At 56.5% G+C, this 22,601-nt stretch carries 18 protein-coding genes; 13 read left to right on the top strand and 5 right to left on the bottom strand.

The annotated features are described in order from the left end of the window. Nucleotides 1–34 precede the first annotated feature (34 nt). The 4 genes from HH216_RS04005 (at nt 35) to uvrB (ending at nt 4,107) form a co-directional block, all read left to right on the top strand. The gene (locus HH216_RS04005; protein ID WP_169549616.1) at nt 35–772 is read left to right on the top strand and encodes a hypothetical protein; all 738 of its coding nucleotides are present in this window, start codon (nt 35–37) and stop codon (nt 770–772) included. After that, nucleotides 720–1,682, top strand: a complete 963-nt coding sequence (locus HH216_RS04000) for an ATP-grasp domain-containing protein (RefSeq protein ID WP_169549615.1) — start codon at nt 720–722, stop codon at nt 1,680–1,682. The genes HH216_RS04005 and HH216_RS04000 overlap by 53 nt, the downstream gene beginning before the upstream one ends. Before the next feature lie 13 nt (nt 1,683–1,695). Further along, complete coding sequence (locus tag HH216_RS03995; protein WP_169549614.1) at nt 1,696–1,980, top strand: hypothetical protein; 285 nt, start codon at nt 1,696–1,698, stop codon at nt 1,978–1,980. Between the two features lie 105 nt (nt 1,981–2,085). Beyond that, nucleotides 2,086–4,107 carry an excinuclease ABC subunit UvrB gene (gene uvrB, locus HH216_RS03990; protein ID WP_169549613.1) on the top strand — a complete coding sequence of 674 codons (2,022 nt, stop codon included), beginning with the start codon at nt 2,086–2,088 and terminating at the stop codon, nt 4,105–4,107. 112 nt (nt 4,108–4,219) lie between these two features. On the opposite strand, the gene HH216_RS03985 is transcribed toward uvrB, so the two are convergent. The 3 genes from HH216_RS03985 to HH216_RS03975 form a co-directional block, all read right to left on the bottom strand. After that, nucleotides 4,220–4,708 (bottom strand): hypothetical protein, encoded by a 489-nt coding sequence (locus HH216_RS03985; RefSeq protein WP_169549612.1) that lies wholly within the window; start codon nt 4,706–4,708, stop codon nt 4,220–4,222. Nucleotides 4,709–4,879: 171 nt separating this feature from the next. Further along, a complete protein-coding gene (locus HH216_RS03980; RefSeq protein WP_169549611.1) occupies nt 4,880–6,955 on the bottom strand; it encodes a glycoside hydrolase family 97 protein in 2,076 nt (691 codons plus the stop codon). A 73-nt stretch (nt 6,956–7,028) separates the two neighbouring features. After that, nucleotides 7,029–9,224, bottom strand: a complete 2,196-nt coding sequence (locus tag HH216_RS03975; protein WP_169549610.1) for an alpha-galactosidase — start codon at nt 9,222–9,224, stop codon at nt 7,029–7,031. 237 nt (nt 9,225–9,461) lie between these two features. Here HH216_RS03975 and HH216_RS03970 point away from each other — a divergent pair, with 237 nt between their 5' ends. Next, nucleotides 9,462–9,764, top strand: coding sequence for a hypothetical protein (locus HH216_RS03970; RefSeq protein ID WP_169549609.1), 303 nt, complete (start codon nt 9,462–9,464; stop codon nt 9,762–9,764). Between the two features lie 24 nt (nt 9,765–9,788). On the opposite strand, the gene HH216_RS03965 is transcribed toward HH216_RS03970, so the two are convergent. Then, nucleotides 9,789–11,057, bottom strand: a complete 1,269-nt coding sequence (locus HH216_RS03965) for an MFS transporter (RefSeq protein WP_169549608.1) — start codon at nt 11,055–11,057, stop codon at nt 9,789–9,791. A gap of 106 nt (nt 11,058–11,163) precedes the next feature. On the opposite strand from HH216_RS03965, the gene HH216_RS03960 reads away from it, so the two are divergent. The 8 genes from HH216_RS03960 (at nt 11,164) to HH216_RS03925 (ending at nt 21,522) form a co-directional block, all read left to right on the top strand. Continuing rightward, the gene (locus tag HH216_RS03960; RefSeq protein ID WP_169549607.1) at nt 11,164–12,204 is read left to right on the top strand and encodes a sugar phosphate isomerase/epimerase family protein; all 1,041 of its coding nucleotides are present in this window, start codon (nt 11,164–11,166) and stop codon (nt 12,202–12,204) included. A 154-nt stretch (nt 12,205–12,358) separates the two neighbouring features. Next, nucleotides 12,359–13,372 (top strand): YpdA family putative bacillithiol disulfide reductase, encoded by a 1,014-nt coding sequence (locus HH216_RS03955; protein ID WP_169549606.1) that lies wholly within the window; start codon nt 12,359–12,361, stop codon nt 13,370–13,372. 68 nt (nt 13,373–13,440) lie between these two features. Beyond that, nucleotides 13,441–15,816: a family 78 glycoside hydrolase catalytic domain gene (locus HH216_RS03950; RefSeq protein ID WP_169549605.1), complete on the top strand. Its 2,376-nt coding sequence runs from the start codon at nt 13,441–13,443 to the stop codon at nt 15,814–15,816. Between the two features lie 673 nt (nt 15,817–16,489). Then, complete coding sequence (locus HH216_RS03945) at nt 16,490–17,650, top strand: zinc-dependent alcohol dehydrogenase (protein WP_169549604.1); 1,161 nt, start codon at nt 16,490–16,492, stop codon at nt 17,648–17,650. A 154-nt stretch (nt 17,651–17,804) separates the two neighbouring features. Next, nucleotides 17,805–18,206, top strand: a complete 402-nt coding sequence (locus HH216_RS03940; RefSeq protein WP_332871469.1) for a hypothetical protein — start codon at nt 17,805–17,807, stop codon at nt 18,204–18,206. 192 nt (nt 18,207–18,398) lie between these two features. Then, nucleotides 18,399–19,430 carry an L-dopachrome tautomerase-related protein gene (locus HH216_RS03935; RefSeq protein WP_169549603.1) on the top strand — a complete coding sequence of 344 codons (1,032 nt, stop codon included), beginning with the start codon at nt 18,399–18,401 and terminating at the stop codon, nt 19,428–19,430. Between the two features lie 90 nt (nt 19,431–19,520). Next, nucleotides 19,521–20,375, top strand: a complete 855-nt coding sequence (locus HH216_RS03930) for an SRPBCC family protein (RefSeq protein ID WP_169549602.1) — start codon at nt 19,521–19,523, stop codon at nt 20,373–20,375. Beyond that, nucleotides 20,356–21,522 carry a zinc-dependent alcohol dehydrogenase gene (locus HH216_RS03925; RefSeq protein ID WP_169549601.1) on the top strand — a complete coding sequence of 389 codons (1,167 nt, stop codon included), beginning with the start codon at nt 20,356–20,358 and terminating at the stop codon, nt 21,520–21,522. Before HH216_RS03930 ends, HH216_RS03925 begins: the two co-directional genes overlap by 20 nt. 307 nt (nt 21,523–21,829) lie before the next feature. Here the strand turns inward: HH216_RS03925 and HH216_RS03920 are convergent, their stop codons facing one another. Next, nucleotides 21,830–22,555, bottom strand: a complete 726-nt coding sequence (locus tag HH216_RS03920; protein WP_169549600.1) for a DUF1223 domain-containing protein — start codon at nt 22,553–22,555, stop codon at nt 21,830–21,832. Nucleotides 22,556–22,601: the final 46 nt, after the last annotated feature.

The following is a 22,601-nucleotide window of genomic DNA, read 5'->3' as shown; positions in this document are numbered from 1 at the left end:
GGTGCGGGGTTCCGACCGCTTGATCTCCGTCGTCATGATTCTGATTCTCTGCCACCTCCACGACGCCGACGCCATCTGGCTGTATCAGCGGCTAAAACGGGCCAGTCCGCCCGATTCGGTCCGTATCGTCAGCGTCGACGAATTGCTCTACGCCCGTACCGTCCGGCACACGCTGGATGCCGACAGTGTCGAGTTCAGGATCCAGCTCCAGAACGGCCAAACGCTGACAAACGACAACATTTCGCTGGTTATCAACCGGCTGTACTACATCGACCCCGTCGTCTGGAAGCAAACCAGTCCGGCGCAGTATCAGTACGTGTCGCAGGAAATCAACGCGCTGTACCTGAGTGTGCTAACGACGCTGGATAAGCGTCGGCTCTACAACCCGCCTTCGGCTTCCTGGCTGGGCGGGCGCAACCTGACCCCGGCCGAATGGCAGCTGCTGGGCCTGCGGTCGGGCCTGTCTGTTCCGCCCGGCTGGTCTCCGGTTGCTTCGCCGGTTCTGCCCGACAGTCGCGTGCTGGTCATCGTCAGGCAGTTGCTGGGGCAGTTGCCCGACGGTGTTTCGCCGGATGCCTGTCGGCTGGTGGCGCAGCAGGCTGGGATGCCGTTGCTGGAGTTGCAGTTTGTGGAAAACCAGTTCGTCGCGGCTACTTCCTTCCCGGCGTTTCACCACTACGGCGACGATCTGATCACTCATTTTCTAATTGCTACGACCAATGGTACTGATCTGGGGCATCCCGAGCGAATCGCCCATCCAACGTTTGCTTGACGAACTCGACACGCTCGACCAACCGTATCTGGCTGTCAGCCAGCGGCATTTTGCCGAAACGAATTTACACCTAACCGTCGACGCATCGGGTACATTGGGTGGAGAACTGGCGTATCAGCAGCGAACCTACCCACTCGACGCCTTCACGGGTGTGTACCTGCGCCTGACCGACGAAAACACCCTGCCCGAGTACCGGTGCCTTGCCGCCGACGATCCGCTACGTACCCACGCCCACCAACTAATACAGTCACTGACGCTATGGACTGAATGGTCGGGTTGCCGGACCGTCAACAAACTATCAGCAATGGCGTCGAACAACTCAAAACCGTATCAGGCTCAGTTTATCAGGCAGTGCGGCTTTCTGACACCCGACACGCTGATTACCAACGAACCCGCCGAGGTAACGGCCTTCTGCCAGCAGCACAACGACCGGATCATTTATAAGTCGATCAGTGGCGTTCGGTCCATCGTGCAGACGTGGCAGGCCAACGGCGACGCCGACAAGCTGGCACTTGTCCGGCACTGTCCGGTGCAGTTTCAGCGGCAGGTAGAAGGGTTCGACGTGCGGGTTCACGTCATCGGCGAACTGTGTATTGCCACGCGCATCACGGCTCAGGCCACCGATTATCGCTACGCGCTTCAGCAAACCGGCGAATCGGCCCAACTCTCCCCGTACGAACTGGACGATGACTTATCGGCGCGCTGTGTTGACCTGTCGCGGACGCTCGACCTTGATTTTTCGGGCATCGACCTGCGGATTGCGCCCAACGGATCGGTGTACTGTTTCGAGGTAAACCCCTGCCCAGCCTACACCTACTACGAATCGCACACGGGTCAGCCCATCGCGGCCCGGCTGGCCGAATACCTCAGCGGGCACGATAACTATTACCGGCGCGTTTGGCAGCTATAACCCTTCTATCAACATGGCCCAGACTACGTTTACCCTGACAAAGAAAGATGGCTCCCAGACCAGCCACGCCGAAACGACCGTCGACATCGGCCCCGACGAGCTGAAAAAACTAACCACTGATCTGAAAGCCAGCCAGCCCCAACAGTTCGGCGAACTGGCTACGATCTACGTCGCGCCGGAATCGTATGCGCTGCACGTCGACGGTCAGGACATTCCGGTTCAGCCACAGTTTTTCCCGGCTGAATACGGCTACATCATCAATGACCTGATGAGCAAACTAAAACCCGCCGACCGGTAACAGACGGGCCGGTTTTGTGGTTGCTGCCAGTGGACTCTGACGAATAAGCCCGGCTTGGAATACAGCCCGTTTTTTCGTAAATTAGCCAGATTCCAAACGCAGCTAATGAACTTTAAACTAACCTCTGAATTTCAGCCCACCGGCGATCAGCCTAAAGCCATCGAGCAGTTGGTAAAGGGCATCCGGGAGGGCGAACCGGCGCAGGTTCTGCTTGGCGTAACGGGGTCGGGCAAAACCTTTTCCGTGGCTAACCTGATTGCCCAGACCAACCGCCCGACGCTGGTGCTGAGCCACAACAAAACGCTGGCCGCGCAGCTCTACGGCGAATTCAAGCAGTTTTTTCCCGAAAACGCCGTCGAGTACTTCATCTCGTACTACGACTACTACCAGCCGGAAGCGTATATCGCCACGACCAACACGTATATCGAGAAAGACCTGGCCATCAACGAGGAAATCGACAAGCTGCGGCTGGCGGCAACCTCGGCCCTGATGAGCGGTCGGCGCGACGTGATCGTGATTGCGTCGGTGTCGTGCATCTACGGCATGGGTAACCCCGAAGAATTTAAGCGCAACGTGGTGCGGATCGGGGTGGGTGAGCAGATGAGCCGTAACAACTTCCTGCATCAGCTCGTCAGCATTCTGTACAGCCGGACGGAGGGCGATTTTCAGCGGGGTAACTTCCGCGTCAAAGGCGACACCGTCGACCTGTACGTGGCCTACGCCGACTTTGCCTACCGGGTCATTTTCTTCGGCGACGAGATCGAAACGATTCAGCGAATCGACCCGTCGACGGGCAAGAAAATCTCCGACGAAAACCTGGTCACGATCTTCCCCGCCAACCTGTTCGTAACCGGCCGCGATACACTCAACGGCGCCATTCACCAGATTCAGGATGACATGGTGGCGCAGGTGCGGTACTTTGAGTCGGAATTTCGCGAACAGGAAGCGACACGTATTCAGGAACGCACCGAGTTCGACCTCGAAATGATGCGCGAACTGGGCTACTGCTCGGGTATCGAGAACTACTCGCGATACTTTGACAAGCGGATGCCCGGTCAGCGCCCGTTCTGCCTGCTCGACTATTTTCCCGATGATTACCTGCTGGTAATTGACGAAAGTCACGTTACGATTCCACAGATTCGGGCGATGTGGGGGGGCGACCGCTCCCGCAAAACCGCACTGGTCGATTACGGCTTCCGGCTTCCCTCCGCGATGGATAACCGCCCACTGACGTTTCAGGAGTTCGAGGATTTGTCGGGTCAAACGATCTACGTATCGGCAACCCCCGCCGACTATGAATTACGGAAAAGTGAAGGCGTTGTTGTGGAGCAATTGATTCGCCCAACGGGTCTGCTCGACCCCGAAATCGAAGTGCGCCCCAGCCTGAACCAGATCGATGACCTGCTCGAATCCATCGACGGCCGGGTTAAGAAAAACGAACGGGTGCTGGTCACAACGCTGACCAAGCGCATGGCCGAAGAACTGACCAAGTACTTAGAGCGCGTTGGTATCAAAACTCGCTACATCCACTCCGAAGTCAAAACGCTTGACCGCGTCGAAATTCTGCGCGATCTGCGACTCGGCAACTTCGACGTGTTGGTCGGTGTCAACCTGCTGCGCGAGGGACTTGACCTGCCCGAGGTGTCGCTGGTGGCGATCATGGATGCCGACAAGGAAGGCTTCCTGCGCGACATCCGTTCGTTGATTCAGACCATCGGCCGGGCCGCGCGAAACGCCAACGGCAAGGTGATTATGTACGCCGATACGATCACGGGTTCGATGCAGAAAGCGATCGACGAAACTAACCGGCGCCGGGCGGTTCAGATGGAGTACAACACCGACAACGGTATCGTACCGACAACGGTACTGAAGTCGCGCGAAGCCATCCTGGGGCAGACGAAAGTAGCCGATTCCAAGCCGAAGCACTTCTATGTCGAGCCGGAGGAAATTCGCATTGCTGCCGACCCGGTGGTGGCGTACATGGGCAAGGGCGATCTGGAGAAAGTCATCAACGAAACGCAGTCGAAGATGGAGCGTGCCGCCAAAGAACTCGACTTCCTCGAAGCTGCCCGCCTGCGCGACGAACTGTTCCAGCTACGCGACAAACTGAAGAAGGAGACGGCGTAAACGTTTGTCAAACGTTTGCTATTTTGATTACATTTGATTACGTTTGTGACGGTTGGGGTGAGAGCCTCGACCGTTCCTTGAGGTGATGCAACCGGCCGGTACTAGCATCACCTCATTGTATTTTACGGCTTATCGTTCCGTTGAATATCTCTTTCCGCTTCAGGCGAATCAACTCACCCCGCCAGATAATCCACAGTTCCCTGACGTTCGGTGCGGCTTTCATCCGGTTAATCACACCGCTACATAAATCGCTTTTCCTGATGTTACTCCGAATATCGAGCAGTACGTAATCTGCTTGCCGACGGGCATCGCGAATCTCATTGTCGATTGCCGATGCTGTTGCTCGCTGATTATGCTTGAACTCGATTATGATCTGTTCGCGCAGCAAATAAGCGTCTGGATTTTTCATTCCCTGACTGTCATCAATCGCCAGCAGGCGGACTTGAAAACCGAGTTTAGCCAGCACAATAGCTGTTTCGATATTTAGTTCTGTTTCGTGAGAATCGTGTGATAGATGCACTTCGACATACCCGCCGGACGGTTCTACTTCGTTGGTGCGGGGATCGGGGTAAACAAGGCGGTAGTTACGGGTATCAGACATTAGGCAGGACGGCGTGGTACAAGTCAGCAAGTTAGCCAATTGCTGTCACATGACCGCGTCGTCATTAAACAGCGTGATAGCCCGCCATAAACGACGGAGTGTCGGCAGGGGCGATCGAAAACTCCGTTCGCTCCGTGCCGACACTCTGGTACCACTGTGTTTAGAATAAGCCTATTTCTGTACGAATTGAATCGCGCAGCCGCCCCCTTTTGCCAGATGCAGGTTTAGCTTTGTTTTGGCCGTTACGGTCTTTTTCTCGATCACATACGCTTCTGGGTTCGTGTCCCAGTCGGCGGTGGGGGCGTCGCGGTAGATCGTCGCTTCGTAGGTTTTGCTGGGTTCCAGAAAACTCAGATTCAACGGTAAATCGCGGGCGGCTTCGTCAGTGATCGCGCCGACGTACCAGTTGGGCGATTGCTTGTCGCGCCGGGCGATCAGCACGTAGTCGCCGGGTTCGGCCGCGAGTACGTTGGTCTGTGCCCAGTCGACGGGTACGTCGCGGATGAACTGGAAGGCGTCGAGGTGTTTCTCGTAGTTTTCGGGTAGGTCGGCGGCCATTTGCAGCGGGCTGTACAACGTCACGTACAGGGCCAGTTGCTTCGCCAGTGTCGTGCGGACGCGGGTGGTGCGGGTACTGTCGAACTGATTCAGGCGCATGCGAAACAGGCCGGGCGTAAAGTCCATCGGGCCACCGAGCAGGCGGGTGAAGGGCAGTACGGTCGTGTGTTCGGGCGTGATACCCAGCGTCGGGGCGTTGTTGAATTCGCTGCCCCGCGCTGCTTCACTTGCCATCCAGTTTGGGTAGGTGCGGTGCAGGCCGGTCGGGTGAATCGACTCGTGTGAATCGACCATGATTTTGTACTGAGCGGCCTTCTCGGCTACGCGCTGAAAGTGGTTGACCATCCACTGCCCGTCGTGGTGTTCGCCACGCGGGATAATCCGCCCGACGTAGCCCGTTTTGACCGTGTTAATGCCTTCCTTCACCATGTACTGAAAGGCTGCGTCCATGCGTCGTTCGTAGTTCGTGACCGACCCCGACGTTTCGTGGTGCATGATCAGCCGGACACCCTTGCCCTGCGCGTAGGCCGTCAGCGAGTCGATGTTGTAATCGGGGTAGGGCGTGACGAAGTCGAACACGTCTTCTTTCCAGTTGCCAAACCAGTCTTCCCAACCGACGTTCCAGCCTTCTACCAGCACGCCGTCGAAGCCGTATTTGGCGGCAAAGTCGATGTACTTTTTCACGTTGGCCGTGTTAGCGCCGTGCTTGCCGCCCGCCAGTGGCCAGTTTGCTTTACCGACGTGCATCTCCCACCACATGCCCACAAATTTCTGCGGCTTTATCCACGACGGATCGGCGATGACCGACGGTTCGTTGAGGTTCAGAATCATCCGCGACGCCAGCAAATCGGTGGCCTTATCGCTGACCAGAATCGTGCGCCAGGGTGTTTGCGTGGGTGTTTGCAAATATGCCTTGTTGCCGACAGCATCGGGCGTTAGCTGACTAGTCAATGTCAGCGTTTTCTTATCCAGTTGCAGCGCCATAACCGGGTAGTTCAGCACGGCGGCTTCGTACAAACTGATGTATAGCCCGTCGGCAGTTTTGACGAGCAGGGGCGTCTGTACGGCGTTCGGTCCGATGGGCGACTGGAGGGCGATATCTTTCTCTTTCGCCAGTGCTGCCGCTGCGTCGACCTCGGTTAGCTTGGTGAAGTTGTAGAGGTACTCGTTTGAATCGTAGTCGCCGGGCATCCAGAACGTGCGGTGATCAGCGGAAAAGCGGAACTGACTCAGTTCATCGGCCACGATAAAATGGTCGAGTTTGGCCTGCTTCGGAAATTCGTACCGGAAGCCGACACCGTCGTTGAATATTTTGACGTGCAGACGCATACCAATCCCCGACCCACCCTTATCCTGTAAACTGACGATCAGCTCGTTGTACTGATTCCGGATCTGACTTTCCTCACCCCAGACCGGTTTCCACGTGTCGTCGACCTTTGCCGAATCGACGGCTGTAATCGTAAAGCGGTTCAGCGTCACCTGCGGGCGACTCAGCTTGATTCCCACACCCGACGGCTCGATGACTGGCTTGTTTTTGTAGCGAATCTGGTAGGTAACTTCGCCCGCCGGGTTGTTCTGCACGGTTAGTCGGATAGCCTGATTTGGCGAACCAATCGACGTAGCGGACTGGGCATGCAGTAGTGCCCCCGTCAAACCGGTTAGCAGTGCGGTTAAGAATGGTTTGTACATGTTTATAGGTATCATAGGTTTTTCTTATCGGGGCACCATTCGTCCACGACAGCATCCCTGCTGCCGCTGACAGCTATGGCACCTGCGTCAGTTGCAGCACGACGCTGGTTCGGCGGGCGCTGACGTCGGGGTTTAGGCCAACGGTCATCAGGAAGGCACCGCTATAGGTTTTACCGTCTTCGAGCGTCGACTTCGTACCCGGATACAGATTGATCTCGCTGACGCGGTATTGTTTGGCAGGGTCCAGACCGGCTAGTTGAATGGGTCGGTTGGTGTTTGTGTCCACCACCCGACTGTCGTGGAAGTACGTGAACATTACTGCCTTTGCCTTGTCTTCGCTGACGTATGCCATCGACATTACTGAATTGTCGTACGGGCTGGCGAGTCGATATTGCTCACCGTGCCAGACGATGTCTTTGAAGCTGTCGTAGTTTTTGAGCGCCTGCTGGCAGAAGGCCAGATCGTTCGGACTGAGGTGGCTAACCACGATGTCGAAGCCGAGTTTGCCCATACTAGCCACGTCGGTGCGGAACTTGATCGGCTGTTTACCCCAGTCGGTGACGTGGCAGTCGGTGGTGATGGCGGGGAAGAAATACGAGTAGTTCCACTGCTGGAAAATGCGCTCGACAGGTTCGGTGTCGTCGCTGGGCCAGAATTCGGTGAAGTATTTCAGCATCTCGTAGTCGCCACGGCCGCCCCCACCCGAACACAGCATCATCGGCACCTTCGGGTACTTCGCCCGGATACGCTCCAGCACCTTGTACAGCCCCCGCACATACTCGACGTACAGGTGCGACTGCGGCAGTTTCTGCTTGTTGAGCCACGCCGAATACGCGTTGTAAATGACTGCGTTGCAATCCCATTTGATAAACGCTAGGTCTGGATTTTTGGTAAACAACCCGTCGACTACGCCGAACACAAAGTCCTGCACCTGCGGGTTGCTCAGATCCAGTACGAGTTGGTTGCGGTAATACTTCTCGGGCCGGTCGGGTTGGTGGATGACCCAGTCGAGGTGTTTTTCGTACAGTTCACTCTTCGGATTAACCATCTCCGGCTCAATCCAGACACCAAATTTCACGCCTGTTTTGGTGGCTTCTTTCACCAGATAGCCAAGCCCGTTGGGCAGTTTCTTCCGGTTCTCCTGCCAGTCGCCCAGCCCGGCATTGTCGCTGTTGCGCGGGTACTTGTTGCCAAACCAGCCGTCGTCCAGCAGAAACATGTCGGCACCCAGCTTTTTCGTGTCGGCAATCAGCGAGGAGAGTTTGGGTTCGTCGAAGTCGAAGTACGTTGCTTCCCAGTTGTTGAGCAGCGTCAGCCGACTGCCGTTGCCGTCGAGTACGCGGTAGTTGCGCGCCCACCGCTGCATTTGCCGACTTGCCTGCCCCGTACCACGATCCGACAGGCTGTAGATCAAGCCAGGCGTTTTGAACGACTGACCAGCGGGTAGCGTGTAGGCCGACGCGTAGGGGTTTATGCCGGCGATAAGCCGGAGGGTTTTGTAGGAATCGATCTCAAAATCAAGCTTATAGTTGCCGCTCCACGCCAGTTGACCCAGCATCACCATGCCGCTGTTTTCCTGCGCGGGCTGATCGAAGGCCACCATGAAATTGGGTGTACCGAGCAGCATCGCCCGCGTACCCAGTTTGGTATCGATCGTCCGCAGGCCCTGTTGCAGCTTTTCTTCCATCGGCTGCATCTCTTTCAGATACGTTCCCTGAAAGCTGGTCAGGTAAAATGACTTGTTCGGAAAAAACAGATTGGCCGACGCGTATTTCTGCAACACGACCGGCCCCTTTTCGGCATTGCTGATCTCCGACCATTGCTCGATCACGTTCAGCTTCGGCCAGGTTTTGTAGAACAGCGTCACCGTCAGCTTATACACCGGATCGGCCAGTTTCACCATCGTCAGCGTGGAATTGGCGTCGGGGCGGGTGGTCTGGTGTGATACGTATTTGAGGTCGAGTGAGGGGTTGCCGTCGGAGTGCGTCACCTGAATCGCGGGTTCGACCAGATTCCAGGTGCCGGCGGGTGTGTAGGCGTTGTTGTAGCTGCCGCTGTTGTCGCTCGGAAATTGATAGCCGTCGGCAACGCCGGCATAATCGGCTGACTGCGGCAGCTTTTTCCCGCAATAAACCATGTTCAGGTAATTGCCCTTATCGGTTTGTAGCACCACCGCGAAGTCAGCGGTTTCGATGGGTATAGTGGTCTGGGCGTAACTGTGCGCACCGATCAGCAGCCAAACGGTCAGCAGGCGGTAGAGGAGGGTCATGTGTAGGCGTCAGGGTTATCGTAGAATTACCGGCAATCTACGACTTCGGTGACAACTCGCGCAACAACCAGATAGCTGTCTACCGACAACCGGCAGGATGTATACCGTTGCCCACTGGGCGCGGCACATTTTTCAATTTATTAATACAGGTGTAAGTAATTGGTGGTTATATTTGTTTACACTGTTTGTAGCTAATGGAGTCCGTCTTCAGTGGCTGGATCGTTAAGCGCTACCATTATGCAAAAGGACAAATGGATCAGATCGCTTTTTAGACTAAAGCGCAACCATCTCGCCGAAGTGCTGACCTTTCATGCAGATGAAAAACATCTTCTGTGTGAATTAGTCCAGCGCCATCGCGTCAGCTTGTCCGAGGCAGACAGCCCGGCTTCCAGAGCATCCCTTGTTCTGAAAAATCTCCTGGACATCAAGCGATTGCAGACAGAAAGGAGCCTGCGGTTCATTGCCATGAAGCATCGTCACGAAGAGGAAGTCGCTAACCTGTTTCGTTTTCAGAAGCTGACTTCAGCCGTAATGACCTGATAGCGGTTGTCGGAGAATCCCGGTTTATTCTTCCAGATAATCGAGGTCTTTACCGTGGGTTTCGGGGATGGTCAGGATGGAATAGAAGCCCAGTATAAAACTAATCAGGCCCACGACGGCCCCGGCGTTGACGGTGGCCAGCGACGGTTTGAGGGCCTGATAGGTCAGCGTCATTGGAATAACCAGCCCACGTACCATGTTGGGAACGGTGGTCGCGGCTGTAGCGCGCAGGTTGGTGCCAAACTGCTCCGCGCCGATGGTTACAAACATGGCCCAGTACCCGATGCCGAAACCCGCAGCCAGACAAAGGGCATACAGCACGGTTGCGCTGCTGACACCGGAGTACAGGTAAAGCAGGCTAAATACAAGTGCGATGCTCATGAGCAGGGCGACGCCCCGCTTTCGCGACGCCAGCGCGTGACTGATAAAGCCGCTGGCCAGGTCGCCGGTTGCCAGACCTACGTAGCACCACATAATGGCCAGGCCGGGCTGAATTTCTTCGGCGATGCCCAGCGCCTTACCGAACTCGTTGCTGAACGTTGCCAGAATACCGATCACAAACCAGGTGGGCAGGCCGATACCGATGCACTTGAGGTAACGCCCCAGCCGGTTGGCGTTGGTGAAGAACGCAAAAAAGTTGCCCCGGCTGACATGCGACTGTGTGCTGAGGTCTTTAAACATTCCCGACTCGACAACCCCGACGCGCATCAGCAGCAGCCCGACGCCCAGCCCGCCACCGACCAGAAAGGCCGTTTGCCAGTCGAACAGTTTGACGGTGAAATACGCCACGACCGCCCCCGACAGGCCAACGCCCGCTACCAGTGAGGTACCAATCGCCCGCTTCTCGGTCGGCAGCACCTCGCTGACCAACGTAATGCCCGCGCCCAGTTCGCCCGCCAGCCCGACACCGGCAATAAACCGCATCAGCGCGTAGTACATCACCGGGTCCATAAACGTAACCTGCTTCACGAAACCACAGGCAATGTTGGCGATTGAGTAGGTAATGATTGATCCGAACAGCACTGACAACCGGCCACGCTTATCGCCCAGCACCCCCCACAGGATACCACCGATCAGCAGACCACCCATCTGCCAGTTCATAATCGAGGTGCCGACGCTGGAAATCTGCTCGGCGTCGAGGCCCAGGTCTTTCAGGCTCGGCACCCGCACGATACCAAACAGCAGGAGGTCGTAAATGTCGACGAAGTAACCGAGCGCGGCCACGATGACGGGCAGGCTAAACAAGCCGACCGGGGTCGACTGAACAGGTGATTGATGGGTAGGAACGGCCATAAAGTAGCTTCTGACCCGTAGCCAGAATTCGTTTTTACAATAATACGCAATGACCAAATTTTCCGGCACAATCTGATCCTTTTACGCCCTAATCCCTATTGCCCTTATGCCCAGTCAGCCAACTCGTCGTCAATTCATAGGGGCTACGGCCGCCCTCGTTTCCGGTCTGGCTATCAGCCGCACCAGCCTGTTTGGGGCGCCCGCTCTTGTGCGTCGCCTGGGCGACAAACCCAATTCCCGCATCAACGGTGTACAGATCGGAACCATCACCTATTCGTTTCGCGACCGGCCCGACCAAAGCGCCGGTGCTACCTTGCAGTATGTGCTCGACAGCGGTATCAGCGCCATTGAACTGATGGGCGGACCGGCCGAAACGTTTGCGGGGGCGCCGAAGAATCCGGTAGATATGCAGGCTGTGTTCCCGCTCATGCGGAAGCGCCGGGAAAATCAGCCGCTGACCGACGACGAACAGAAGCAACTGGCCGAAGCGGATGCAAAAACGAAGGCGTACCGCACTGAACTGACCAAGTGGCGGCTGTCGGCCCCGATGGACAAGTTCGACCAGTTACGGAAGCAGTACAATCAGGCCGGGGTGACGATCTACGGCTTCAAACCCGACGCGTTCGGTATGGACAGTTCCGACGCCGAAATCACCTATGGGATGCAGGCAGCGAAGCGGCTGGGTGCGAATCAGGTGACGCTGGAACACCCCGGCAACGACGAACACACGCTGAAGCTGGGTAAGCTGGCCGAGAAAAACGGAATCCGGGTGGCGTACCACGGTCATGAACAGCAAACGCCGACGTTCTGGGACACGGCCCTGTCGCAATCACCCGCCAACGCGATCAACTTCGACCTGGGCCATTACATCGCGGCTGGTCAGCCCGACCCGCTGGGGTTCATCCGCGAGCACCACACCCGCATTGCCAGCATGCACATCAAAGACCGGCAGGGTCCCGACCACGGCAAGGGTAATCTGCCGTGGGGGCAGGGCGATACGCCGTTGAAGCAGGTGCTGACACTGCTGCGCGAACAGAAATACACGTTTCCGGCCACGGTCGAGCTGGAGTACAAAGTGCCGGAGGGGTCAACATCGGTGGCCGAAGTGAAAAAGTGCCTGGACTACTGCCGGAATCTGCTGGCCTGACCCGGCAGGCTGCATCAACACTAATGGGATCGGTTTCGGCCGATGAAGCGTCGCGCAAAACGCTGCCGGTGGAAATTGTGTACTACGCCTAAACCTTTGTAAACGCACTGATTGTTATCTGGTAGACAGAACTAGACAACTGATTGACTTGTCGATGGATAACAAGCATATATACGACGTAATCATAGTAGGCGGTGGCCCCTGCGGGCTGGCGGCTGGTATCGAAGCCCAGAAAGCGGGGCTGTCGCACCTGATTCTGGACATGGGGAGCCTGACCGAGTCAATTCGGCAGTACCCGCGCCGGATGCGCTTTTTCTCGACGGCCGAAAACATCGAAATCGGTGGGTTGCCCTTCCCGATTTCGGGTGTCAAAGCCGGGCGCGACGAAGCCTTGCAGTACTACCGCAAAGCAGCGGCATACTACCACCTGAACTTCAAGCTGTTCCAGAAAGTCGAAACCGTTACGAAGGCCGATGACGTCTTTACCGTGACAACTGCGACGGGTGAACAGTTCTTTGCCAGCAAAGTCATCATGGCGACGGGCTACTTCACCCGCCCCCGCTGGCTGGGTATTCCCGGTGAAGAACAGGCCCACGTATCGCACTATTACGACGAACCGTTTAAGTATTCGTTTACGAACGTCGTCATCATTGGCGCATCGAATTCGGCGGTCGAAGCGGCTCTGGAACTGTATCGGCACGACGTCACCATCACGGTCGTACACCGTGGCGACGACTTCCGCAGCACGGTGAAATACTGGCTGATTCCCGACGTGAAAAACCGGGTGAAGGAAGGTAAGATCAAGACGATGTTCGATTCGGTCGTCACGGAAATCGGTACGGATACGGTGACAGTCAATAACCTGAAAACGGGTGAAGAAACCAGCCTCCCCGCCGACTTCGTGCTGGTGCTGACGGGCTACATCCCCGACGCCGACCTGCTGCGCCGGTGCGGTATCGAACTGGACCCCGTTACGCAAGTGCCGGTCTACAACAAGGAAACCTTTGAAACGACTGTGCCGGGGCTGTACGTCTGCGGAACGGTGATGGCGGGAATTTACACGGAAAAGGTGTTTATCGAAAACGGCCGCGAACACGCGCAGGCGATCATCGATCATATCATGGGTCGCGAGATTCACCAGGTCAAAGAGCTTATCCAGCGGATCTGACGAAATCGCTGGGTGAAGTAGGGAGTAGGAATGATGGTATATTTGCCGTCGTTCCTACTCCTTTTTCTATGCCCGTTCGCCTGCTCTTCGTTTGCCTGCTACTGTCGCTGACCACGTTTGCCCAGACCCCCGCCAACGACTGGACGAACCGCTACTGGACGGCGAAGTGGATTGCCTGCCCCGGTGCGCCCGCCAAACAGTACGGCGTCTATCACTTCCGCAAAACGATCAGCCTCCCGCAGAAACCGACGCGCTTTCTGGTACACGTATCGGCCGACAATCGGTATCAACTGTTCGTCAATGGCAAGCGGGTAGCCCTCGGCCCGGCCCGCAGCGACCCGCAGCACTGGTATTACGACAGCATTGACCTCGCGCCGTTTTTGCAGTCCGGGGCCAACACACTGGCCGCGCTGGTCTGGAACATGGGCGAGGGGATGCCGGTATCGCAGACGAGTTATCAGACCGGTTTCATCGTGCAGGGCGACACCGACGCAGAGAAGTCGGCCAACACGGATAGTGGCTGGAAAAGCTACCAGAACCGGGCATATTCACCGATCAAAAACGACATTCCCAAACTCCGTACCTACATCGTTGTGGGCGACGGCGACCGGGTCGATGCTGCGCAATATCCGTGGAGCTGGGAGCAGGCAAACTACGACGATGCCGCCTGGAAACCGGCGCAGCAACTCTGGTTTCAGGCCAAACCACGCGGTTTCGGTACCGATGGCAACTGGCAACTGATGCCCCGCCCGATTCCGATGATGGCCGAACAGCCCGTGCGGCTACAGACCGTCCGGCGCACGTCGGGTGCGCCCATGACCAATGCCTTTTTGCAGGGAAACGCCCCCGTTAACATCCCCGCCAGTACGACGGCCACGTTCCTGCTCGATCAAACTTACCTGACTAACGCCTATCCCGAGCTGACGGTCAGCGGTGGTAAAGGGGCGGTCGTGACGCTGTCGTATGCCGAAGCCTTAATCGATCAGGCGGGGAAGAAAGGCAATCGCAACGAAATCAACGGACGGCACATGCTGGGTTTCGACGATCAGTTTATCGCTGATGGTTCGGCCCGGCGTACGTTCCGGCCGCTGTGGTTTCGCACCTACCGCTACCTGCAACTGACCGTTGAAACGCGAGAACAGCCGCTGGTGCTGGACGATCTGAGTGGGCAGTTTACGGGTTATCCGTTCACCGAAAAAGCGCAGGTTAGTACGAATGATTCGACGCTCAAAAATATCTGGAACGTCGGTTGGCGCACGGCCCAGCTTTGCGCGGGCGAAACCTACTACGACTGCCCGTACTACGAACAACTGCAATACACCGGTGATACACGTATTCAGGCCCTGATTTCGCTCTACGTCACGGGTGACGACCGGCTGATGCGCAAGGCGATCACCGACTACGACCACAGCCGGTTCAGCGACGGCCTGACGCAGAGCCGTTACCCGTCGTCGGATTTTCAGGTGATTCCAACGTTTTCGCTGTTCTGGGTGTGTATGCTGCACGACTACTGGATGCACCGCCCCGACGATGCGTTTGTAAAGTCGATGCTACCGGGGATGCTGGCCGTGCTGAACTGGCACGAGCAGCGGCTGACACCAACGGGCATGAACGGCCCACTCTCGTGGTGGAACTTCGTCGACTGGTCGGACTGGAAAGGGGCGAAGGATGAAGCCGCTGGCGGTGTGCCCAACGGCGCGCGAACGGGCGGTTCGAGCATCCTGACGCTGCAACAGGCGTACACCTACCTGCGGGCGGGCGATCTGCTGGCGCATTTCGGGCAAAACGAGCGGGCCGAACACTACCGCGAACTCGCCCGCCGACTGGCCAAAGCAACCGTAGCGCAGTGCTACGACAGCAATCGGGGCCTGTTCGCCGATACTCCTGCCAAGACCAGCTACAGCCAGCACGCTAACATTCTCGCCGTACTAACCGACGCCGTACCGGCAGCGCAGCAGGCGGCCTTGCTCCAGAAAACCATCAGCGATACCAGCCTGACGCAGGCCACGTTTTACTTCAAGTTCTACCTGTTCGAAGCCCTGCGCAAAACCGGTATGGGCGATCAGTTTATTCCGCAGCTAAAACCTTGGCGCGATATGCTGGCTATGGGCCTGACAACCTTCGCCGAAAACCCGGAGCCTACCCGCTCCGACTGCCACGCCTGGAGTGCGTCGCCCCTGTACGAGCTACTGGCCACAACCTGCGGCATCCGCCCCGCCGAACCCAACTTCAAAACCGTCCGCATCGAACCCAGCTTCGGCCCGTTGACGAACATCAGCGGTAAAATGCCGCACCCGAAAGGTGATATCGCCGTCCAGTTTCAGAAGACGGCGACAGGCGGTTTAGCCGGCACCGTCACGCTGCCCGCTGGCCTGACGGGAACGCTCCGCTGGAAAGGTAAATCGCTGCTGCTGAAGAGTGGCACACAACCGGTGAGTTTGTAGGAGTGCATTCAAATCCAAAAGCACAATCGAAAGCCCCGTTTAGTAAACGGGGCTTTCGATTGTGCTTTTGGATTACGCAAATACCCGTTTAAGCCATAAAGCGGCTGGTCAATCGCCCGCATCACTCCCAAAAGCGGGCAGGTCCAAAACCTCATTTTTCTTTCGGATTTCTGACTACCTGACTGGTAAAAGAGTCTTCTAGGGGTAAATCGACGGCTTGACACAGGCGATGGAGTCGCTCGCTAAGCAAATCCATAAACGACTTGCTGGTACAATCTGAACGATGCTGGTAGCCGATGCTATCAGAACAACCGCGCACGGCCTACAGCGGAATAACCACTCTGCTGTAACAGGCAAATGGACTTGTTTGCGACCCGTACGACCGGTCTGCCAGACAAGCCTACGGTGAACTGATGTTGCTCAGCCTGAAGGGAAAACGAATCATTCCGTGTTGACTGGCTTGCCCGAACCACACGATAGGCCCTTCTGAAAACCCAAACGCTTCGCTCCACGAGCGGGGGCGTGGGTACCTGTGACGAAAATAAGTCTCGGTGGAATCTGCGCCTTTGCAGCCTACGCTTCCGGTAGGTGTCTAGACATGTCCTCGTTAGCGCGGCATGGCAGCTTGATGACTTCAGTCGATTCGTTTCATCATCCCTAACCCCAGCTTACTATGTTAGCCATGAATTTTCGCGGGCCTCGGCAAATCCGGCTAGACCGGGATAAGCCTGAACCCGAGATCAAGCATCCTTACGATGCCATTGTCCGGGTTACCCGATCCCTGATTTGCGGCTCCGACCTGCACCTGTACCACGGTCGTGTGCCCGATACCCGGGTGGGTATGACCTTTGGCCATGAGTTTACCGGCGTCGTCGAAGCCATCGGCTCGGGCGTGCAAAAGCTCAAAGTGGGCGACCACGTGCTGGTGCCGTTCAACGTTGCCTGCGGCACTTGCCCGCACTGCAAGCAGGAACTCTACGGCAACTGCAACGAGTCTAACCCGGAAGCCACGGCCGTCGGCGGCTTTTTTGGCTATGCACACACGGGTGGGGGCTACGATGGCGGACAGGCCGAATACGTTCGGGTACCCTACGCCGATGTGAGCCCCACCGTAATCCCCAAGGAAATGGACCTGGAAAACGCCGTCCTGCTGACGGACGTAGTGCCTACGGGCTACCAGGCTGCTGAGCAGGGGGGCATCCAGAAAGGCGACACCGTGGTAGTGTTTGGCGCCGGACCGGTGGGGCTGATGGCGGCCCGCTTTGCCTGGTTTTTCGGGGCTACCCGCGTCATCGTAGTCGACCACGTCGATTACCGCCTGGAGTTTGCCCGCAAGTTTGCCTTTGCCGAGGCTTACAACTTCCGGGACATGAAAGATCCGGTGTTGTTCCTGAAAAAAGCCACCGACTACTTTGGGGCCGACGTATGTATCGATGCGGTAGGCTGCGATGGTACCGGGAGTGCGCAGCAAACCATCACCGGTAAAGGACTGCTTTTGCAAGCCGGCGATGCCACGGCCCTGCACTGGGCGATCAACTCGGTCAAAAAAGGCGGTATTGTGTCCATCATCGGGGTATACGGTCCTCCCTGGAATCTGGTACCCGTTGGCAGCCTGATGAACAAAGGGATTACCGTACGGGCCAACCAGGCTTCGGTAAAACGGCTGCTGCCCAGGCTGATTGACCACATCATGAGCGGCCGTATCAATCCCAAGGAAATGATTACGCACCGGATACCACTGGAAGAAGTGTCGGATGCGTACCGCATGTTTTCTAGTAAGCTGGATCACATCATTAAACCCTTACTCATTCCACCACGCGCCAACGCGGCCTAACCCCTTGTCTTATGCAGCCCGTATTAGAAGATACAATAGACGAATTTGAGGACCGCAAAATTGCGGACCGAAACCGGGATACCCGCACCAAAGACATTCCCGGCTGGGGCATGGATGCCGATCCGGAGAATGATCCTACCTACCCCATGAAGCATTGGAACGGGGCGGATCACGAGCGGCTCAATTATGTAAAAGCCCCCAGCAGCGCGTCGACATGGAGATTCTGCATTCGGTGGAGCGGCCGGGCATTACCCGGGTCTTCGGGACGTCAACACCGCCTTCGGGTCTGAGTGGGGCTATCCGTCGCTACGCTTATAAGTACAGCGAAGCGACCGCCACGCACTGGATGACGCTCATATTGGCCGACCGGGTCAACGCCATCGAGGGAAAGCTCGACGACTTAAGACACGGCATTCTACCCAACCCGTGGGTTGAGCGGGGCTGGGGAGCGGAATGGAAGTACAACCGCCCTGCTTTTGTGCGCAAGGCCGCGACCACGGCTTTATTGATCACAGCCGGCGTCCTGCTGTTGAAGCGGAAAAACAAGCGTGGGTAACATGAACGTTTTTGTCATGGCTCCGGCCACCCGGCCCGACGTAGGAGGGATCCTCGTTAACAGGCGGTTTTGCTTGCTTTTGCCGAAGATCCCTCCTGTCGTCGGGATGACAAAGAGGCCGCTTTGAATGACTCAAAGTTGTCCCGAAAACAACCTCTCTACGGGTACCCTGTCAAGTAAACCGATCCGAGCATGAGCACGAGCAGTCAGGAATTGGAACAAGTCTTTTCCGATGATACCTACCAGTTAACCGGTGTGGCGATCGCGAAAGACGGGCGTTTGTTTAGCTGTTATCCGCTATGGCCCGGACCCCATCGGTACAGCGTTGTCGAAATATTCCCCAATAACCAGGTGAAACCGTATCCAGACGAGCCATGGAACAGCTGGCAGGAAGGGGACGACGGAACGAACAAATGGGTTTGTGTGCAGGCCGTCTATGTTGATGCGGAGAACAACCTGTGGGTGGTAGACCCGGCCTGCCCGAACATGGAGCAGGTGTATGACGCTAGTTTTAAGCTGGTCAAGTTCAACCTGGCTACCGACAGCATCGAAGCCGTGTACCGGTTTGAGGGCGTACTGAGCAACAAAAGCTACATCAACGATGTGCGGGTCGATACCCGTAGACAGGTAGCGTATCTGACGAACTCCAATGAAGGGGGGATCGTGGTGATTGACCTGTCAACGGGAACGATCCGGGAGGTACTGCGCAACCATCCGTCGGTGAAACACGACCCTTCCTTTACCCTGATCGTGGACGGGAAGGAGTTTAAAAAGCAGGGGCAGCCGGTACACCTTCAATCGGATGGCATTGCCCTGACGCCGGATGGTGAGTGGCTGTATTACAAACCACTCACCGACAATAAACTCTACCGCATTCCAACGGACTATCTGCGAAACGAAGCCTTGCCGGACGATCAGCGGGCGGCTGCGGTGGAAGATTTGGGCCGGTTTGCGGTCACGGATGGGATGATCTTCGACACCAACGGCAACCTGTATCTGGGCGATTACCAGAACTACAAACTGGTCCGAATAACGCCTGCGTACAAGCTGGACGATGTGGTGGCTGACGAAAGGCTGATCTGGCCGGATAGTTATTCCATTTCGACGGATAACTATTTATATATCAGTTGCTCCCAGATCAACAAGCAACCCGATTACAACGAAGGCGAAAACAAACGGACCAACCCGTATGCCATTTACCGAATGAAGCTGCCCGACACCTAAAAACGGCCCTTTCTCAGCCCTGACTTAGAAAAGGCTGGCGAGCGGAATGACCAATCAGGCAGGAAAACAACCCTTAATCTCCCCAAAACTATGGCAAACAAAAAACAGCCCGTGTCGAGCTTACTGGGCATGGGACCGATTGAACCAGATACCAGCGGGTCCAGTCGAATCAACGTTGATAATACGGAGCGAATCTGGTCGGCGGCTGGTGGCGCGCTATTAGCGACGTACGGCTTACGGCGTGGTTCGTTGGGCGGGCTATTGCTGGCCACGCTGGGCGGATTTATGGTCTACCGGGGCGCGTCGGGCTATTGCCCCATGAACAAAGCGCTGGGGCGAAATACGGCCGAGCCGAAGTCTGACGATAAGGCGATGGATTCGATTGAAATCGCCAAGAGCCTGACGATTAACAAACCTCGCAAAGAGGTATACGCCTACTGGCGGCAACTGGAGAACCTGCCCCAGTTTATGTTTCACCTGAGCGAAGTTCAGCAACTCGACAACAAACGGTCGCATTGGGTCGCGAAACTCTCGGATGGTTTGCTTGCGAAAACACTGGGAACGGTGGAGTGGGACGCGGAGATTCTGGAGGAGGTCAAAAACGAACGATTGGTCTGGAAATCAGTCGCCGACGCCCGGATTGACAACGCGGGCGAAGTCCGTTTTGTCGATGCGCCCAATGGCCAGGGTACGGAAGTGCACGCGGTGATCAAGTATCGTCCACCAGCCGGGCAACTGGGCGGTGCGATCATGAAACTGTTCAACCCGGCTTTCGAGGAGATGATCAAACAGGACTTGCGCCGGTTCAAGCAATTGCTGGAAACCGGCGAAATCACGACCATCGAGGGGCAACCGTCGGGTCGGAAAAGCGAGCAACAACCCGGTAAGAAACCTATATCTGAACAGGCCAAAGTAGACGAAAAACATGAAAGCGCTATGTTATAACGGTGTTGGCGACCTGCGCACAGAGCGGGTTCCCGATCCAACAATCATCAACCCCAAAGATGCGATTCTGCGGGTCATCCTGTCATCAGTCTGCGGCTCCGACCTGCACCTGCTCAATGGCTATGTGCCAACGATGCGCGAAGGCGACATCATCGGCCACGAGTTTATGGGCGAAGTGATCGAGATAGGCTCCGAGGTGAAGAATCTGAAAAAAGGCGACCGCGTAGTGGTGTGCTCGATTCTGGGGTGTGGCGAATGTCAATATTGCCAGAGTACGCAATGGTCGCTCTGCGACAACTCCAACCCCCACGCCTGGATACCGGAAAAAGCCTACGGTTATTCGCCAGCCGGAATTTTCGGGTACTCGCACGCCTTTGGCGGCTATGCCGGTTCTCATGCCGATTACATCCGCGTACCGTATGCCGACCGGGGCTGCTTTGTTATTCCCGAAGGCTTGCCCGACGAGGCCGCCGTATTTGCGTCGGATGCCCTCCCAACGGGCTTTATGGCTGCGGATTTAGCAGACATCCAGCCGGGTAACGTGGTGGCTATATGGGGTTGCGGAGGAGTTGGTCAGATGGCCATTCAAAGTGCGTTTCTGCTGGGCGCTTCCCGCGTGATTGCCATCGACCGCGAACCCGATCGGTTGCGAATGGCGAAAGAGATCAGCGGAGCCGAAGTGCTGGATTTCTCGAAAGTCGACGTTCAGGAAGCGTTGCGGGAGATGACCGGCGGGCGTGGCCCCGACCGATGCATCGACTGCGTGGGCATGGAAGCGGTTAGCGAAGGGTTGGATTATTACTACGACAAAACCAAGCAGTTTGTCCGGCTGGAGTCCGACCGGCCGATCGTGCTGCGGGAAGCCATCATGGCCTGTCGGAAAGGCGGCACCGTGTCGATTATTGGCGTTTACGGCGGCCTGGTAGACAGCATCCCGATGGGGGCGGCCATGAACAAAGCCCTGACCTTCCGAATGGGTCAGCAACACGGGCAGCGCTACATTCCCCGGTTGCTGGAACACCTGCAAAAAGGAGAGCTTAACTCAAGCTTCATGCTGACGCACAAAATGTCGCTCGATCAGGGCATGGCGGGTTACGATCTGTTCAACAAGAAAGAAACGATGCGGGTCGTTTTTGCTCCGCAGTAGTGGGTTTGATTCCTTATAAAACGGGTGGTCCGCCGTTGCGCGAGGCCACCCGCCTTGTATGCTGTTTGGTGAACCATTAACCGTGTCAAAATGGCATTTTTTGTCATCCCGACGACAGGAGGGATCTTCGGTATAAGGCAGTTTTCTTGTTTTTACCGAAGATCCCTCCTGTCGTCGGGATGACAAAAACACTTTCCCAAACAACCTCTTACAAGGAGTCAAATCTAATCGAACATGTCTGTCTTAGTCACCCCCTCCAGCAAACCCACTTCCGCAAGAAATCCGGCTGAGCACTATCTCACTCGTTCTACAACCGTACCGCCCCGACGATCTGCCCGCTGTCGGTACGCTGTATGTAAAGTAGCACGGCCGTTTGCTCTGTGCGGAGACCGGGCGGTACCGTTAGCAACACCTGACCGGAGCGGCCGGGTTTTTCGAGCGTTTTGAAATCGCGCACGACGTTGGTATTCGTCAGGGTGCGACCCCCGTTTTCGCCGTTTTTTACAACCGTTTGCACTTCTTTCTGCACCAGCGCAGCATTGAGTCGGTAAGGGCCGTCGCTGCCCAGTTCGTACTGAACAGCTATTTGCCCGTTGGCGCGGTCGGTGACTTTACCGTCGATACCGACGAAGGCTGCTGCGGGCTGTTGCTGTATTGCACGGATGCTTTGCTGAATCCGGCCGCTTTGACTGCCGACTATGTCCTGTCGCCCGTTGATGATGAGTTGTGGAGTGTACGTCTGCGTGTTCAGTGCGCGGTCGTACTGCCGTTGCCGGTTGGTAAAGGATGCGCTGCTGAACGGGTCGCGCCAGCCCAGCCGGTTCCAGTAGTCGACGTGGAACGACAGCCCGTAAACCGCTTGCCCCGACGCGTTGGCCTGATCGGTAATCTGCTTCAACGTCTGATCGGCCGACGGGCAACTTGAGCAGCCCTGCGACGTAAACAATTCGAGCACGACCACCGGGCGGGCCATCGGCTTGCCGGGATTTTTTGGGCCTGCCAGCAGGCTTGTCAGGAGAAGGAGGGTGAGCATAAGTGAACGCGTTTTCGGTATACAGTTTACGGTACCGTCTGGCACA

This window comes from Spirosoma rhododendri, from assembly GCF_012849055.1.
In the GTDB taxonomy this organism is placed as follows: domain Bacteria; phylum Bacteroidota; class Bacteroidia; order Cytophagales; family Spirosomataceae; genus Spirosoma; species Spirosoma rhododendri.
Note: the sequence above shows the minus strand (reverse complement) of the source record. Positions and strands in the feature narration are given on the sequence as shown.